Annotated in this window: 2 protein-coding genes and 1 tRNA gene; 1 reads left to right on the forward strand and 2 read right to left on the reverse strand. The window is 68.4% G+C overall.

Going from position 1 to position 2,374, the window contains the following annotated elements:
• Positions 1–136 precede the first annotated feature (136 nt).
• Positions 137–210: transfer RNA gene (locus ABF821_RS20815), tRNA-Ile, on the reverse strand.
• A 158-nt stretch (positions 211–368) separates the two neighbouring features.
• On the opposite strand from ABF821_RS20815, the gene ppa reads away from it, so the two are divergent.
• Positions 369–896 carry an inorganic diphosphatase gene (gene ppa / locus ABF821_RS20820; protein WP_114725494.1) on the forward strand — a complete coding sequence of 176 codons (528 nt, stop codon included), beginning with the start codon at positions 369–371 and terminating at the stop codon, positions 894–896.
• 43 nt (positions 897–939) lie between these two features.
• Here the strand turns inward: ppa and ABF821_RS20825 are convergent, their stop codons facing one another.
• The gene (locus tag ABF821_RS20825; protein ID WP_182973146.1) at positions 940–2,166 is read right to left on the reverse strand and encodes a glycosyltransferase family 4 protein; all 1,227 of its coding nucleotides are present in this window, start codon (positions 2,164–2,166) and stop codon (positions 940–942) included.
• Positions 2,167–2,374 lie beyond the last annotated feature (208 nt).

Raw genomic sequence — 2,374 nt, forward strand, 5'->3', positions numbered from 1 at the left:
ATACGCCTTGGTCAGGTCCTTCATCACATAGACATATTGCGTGGCGGCCATGACGAAGGCTCCCGATGATCCAGAGTGAAAAGAAACCGAACGACCGGCGTTCCCCAGACGGGAGGCGCGGCCCGGTTTTGCAGCCTGCGCCCGGCAGGACTTGAACCCGCAACCAAGCCGTTATGAGCGGCCCGCTCTAACCAATTGAGCTACGGGCGCGCAGGCCGGTCCTCACTTCGCGCATGTGGGGCCGTTTGGCAAGATGCGGCGTGCCCCGCGCGGGCGATTCCCGCCCCAAACGGCGCTTGGCAAGGGCGGGCGGCGTCGATAGGTTCGGCGGTCTTCTCTCCCTGTTTCCAAGAGTATGGAGCGCCGCCATGGATGTCTCGAAAATCTCGCCCGGCAAGGACGTGCCGTTCGATATCAACGTCGTCATCGAGATCCCGCAGGGGTCGTCGGTGAAGTATGAAGTCGACAAGGACAGCGGCGCCGTCGTCGTCGACCGGATCCTGTTCACGCCGATGGCCTATCCGGCCGCCTACGGCTTCATTCCCGGCACGCTGGCCGACGACGGCGACCCGGCCGACGCGCTGGTGCTGATCCCGGCCCCCGTGGTGCCCGGCGCCGTGATCCGCGCCCGCCCGATCGGCATGCTGCGCATGGAAGACGAAAGCGGCCAGGACGAGAAGATCATCTGCGTGCCGCACGACAAGGTGCATCCGCAATACGCGAAGGTCGAGAAGCTGGAAGACCTGCCCGAGATCACCCTCCAGGCGATCGAGCATTTCTTTACCCGCTACAAGGACCTGGAGAAGGGCAAGTGGGTGAAGGTGACCGGCTGGGCCGGCCGCGAGGAAGCCGGCGAGATCATCAAGGCCGCGCTCGCCGCCGCCCAGAAAGCCTGATCGCCGCCCCCTTCCTGCCGCCCCAGGGCAGCGGGAGGGGGATTCAGGCGCCCTGGCGCGCCACCCGGTCGATCAGGTCCCGGTAGCGCGTCATGTAATCCGCCATGTCCAGCGTGCGTTCGGCCTGCCGCCGCACGGCCCGGCGCAGCCGGGTGGACAGGCGGGTATCGTCCAGCACCTCCAGCACGCCCTCGGCGATTCCGTCGGGGTCCAGGAACGGCACCAGCCGTCCGGTACGCCGGTCGGTCAGGAATTCGCGCACCGGCATCGTGTCGCTGCCCACGATCGCACAGCCCATCGCCATCGCCTCGCGCAGGGACCAGGACGCGACGAACGGGTAGGTGAGATAGACATGCGCGTCGGACCGGCGCAGCAGCGCGCGGAATAGGTCGTAATCGACCCGTCCCGCGAAATGGACCCGGTCGGGGTCGATCCGTCCCGCCAGTTCGGCCATCATGCGCGCCCGCCACGCCCCCTGCGGCAATTTGGCCCCGTAGCTGACGCCATCCCCGCCCACCAGCACCACCCGCGCGTCCGGCCGCGCCGCCAGAATGCGCGGCAGCGCGCGCATGAAGACATGAAAGCCGCGATAGGGCTCCAGATCGCGGGCCACGTAGGTGATCAGCCGGTCCCGCGGCGCGATGACCGTGCCGGCGACAGCCAGCGGCCGCTCGAACGCCGACGGGTCGGGCGAGCAGGCGGCCAGATCGACGCCCTCGGGCAGCAGGGCGATCCGCTGCCGTGCCCAGTCGGGATAGGTCATCCACTGGAAGCGGGTCGGGGTATGGCCGTGCCCCCCCAGCGCCAGCGCCTGGAGATTGACCGCATTCTTCGCCCGGATGACCGGCCGGAGGCTCTCGGGCGACGGAAATTCCGGGTCGAACCCCACATCCAGCGCCTCGGCGTGATAGAAGAACTCAAAATAGCCAAGCACCGGCACGCCGGGGAACACGTCGCCCAGATTAAGCAACTCTCCCCAGCCGTGATGGCCGATCACGATGTCCGGGCGATAGCCCAGTTCGCGCAGGCTGAGTGCCGCGCGCGCCACGCATTCCGCCCGCAGGAGCCCGAGGTCGAACTCCCGCGCCCCCGGATGCACGCCGTCCAGCCCGCCGCGCGGCAGGCGGTAGGCCACGCGCCGCACGCCGGGAACCTGATTGTCGTTCGGTTCGCTGATGAAGACGATCTCGTTCGCCGGGTCCTGGCCCAGATGCCGCAGCAGATGCAGGAACTGTCCGGGAAAATTCTGATGAACGAACAGATATCTCAAGACATCATCCCATGGCCCGGCGCATGGGAGTAGGCGCGGGCCTGCTCACGTCTCCTGCCGGGACCGGCGCCGCGCCACCATCTGCCGACGCGCCTTCAGCAGGTCGACGCGCGACCCCGCCGCCTTGCGCCCCCGCCCCGGATGAAGGGACTCGACGGGCACGGCGGCCCCGGCCGGTTCGGCGGCGGCCTCCTGGGCGGGGCCGGCC

This window comes from Gluconacetobacter sp., assembly GCF_047721585.1.
Taxonomy (GTDB): Bacteria; Pseudomonadota; Alphaproteobacteria; order Acetobacterales; family Acetobacteraceae; genus Gluconacetobacter; species Gluconacetobacter dulcium.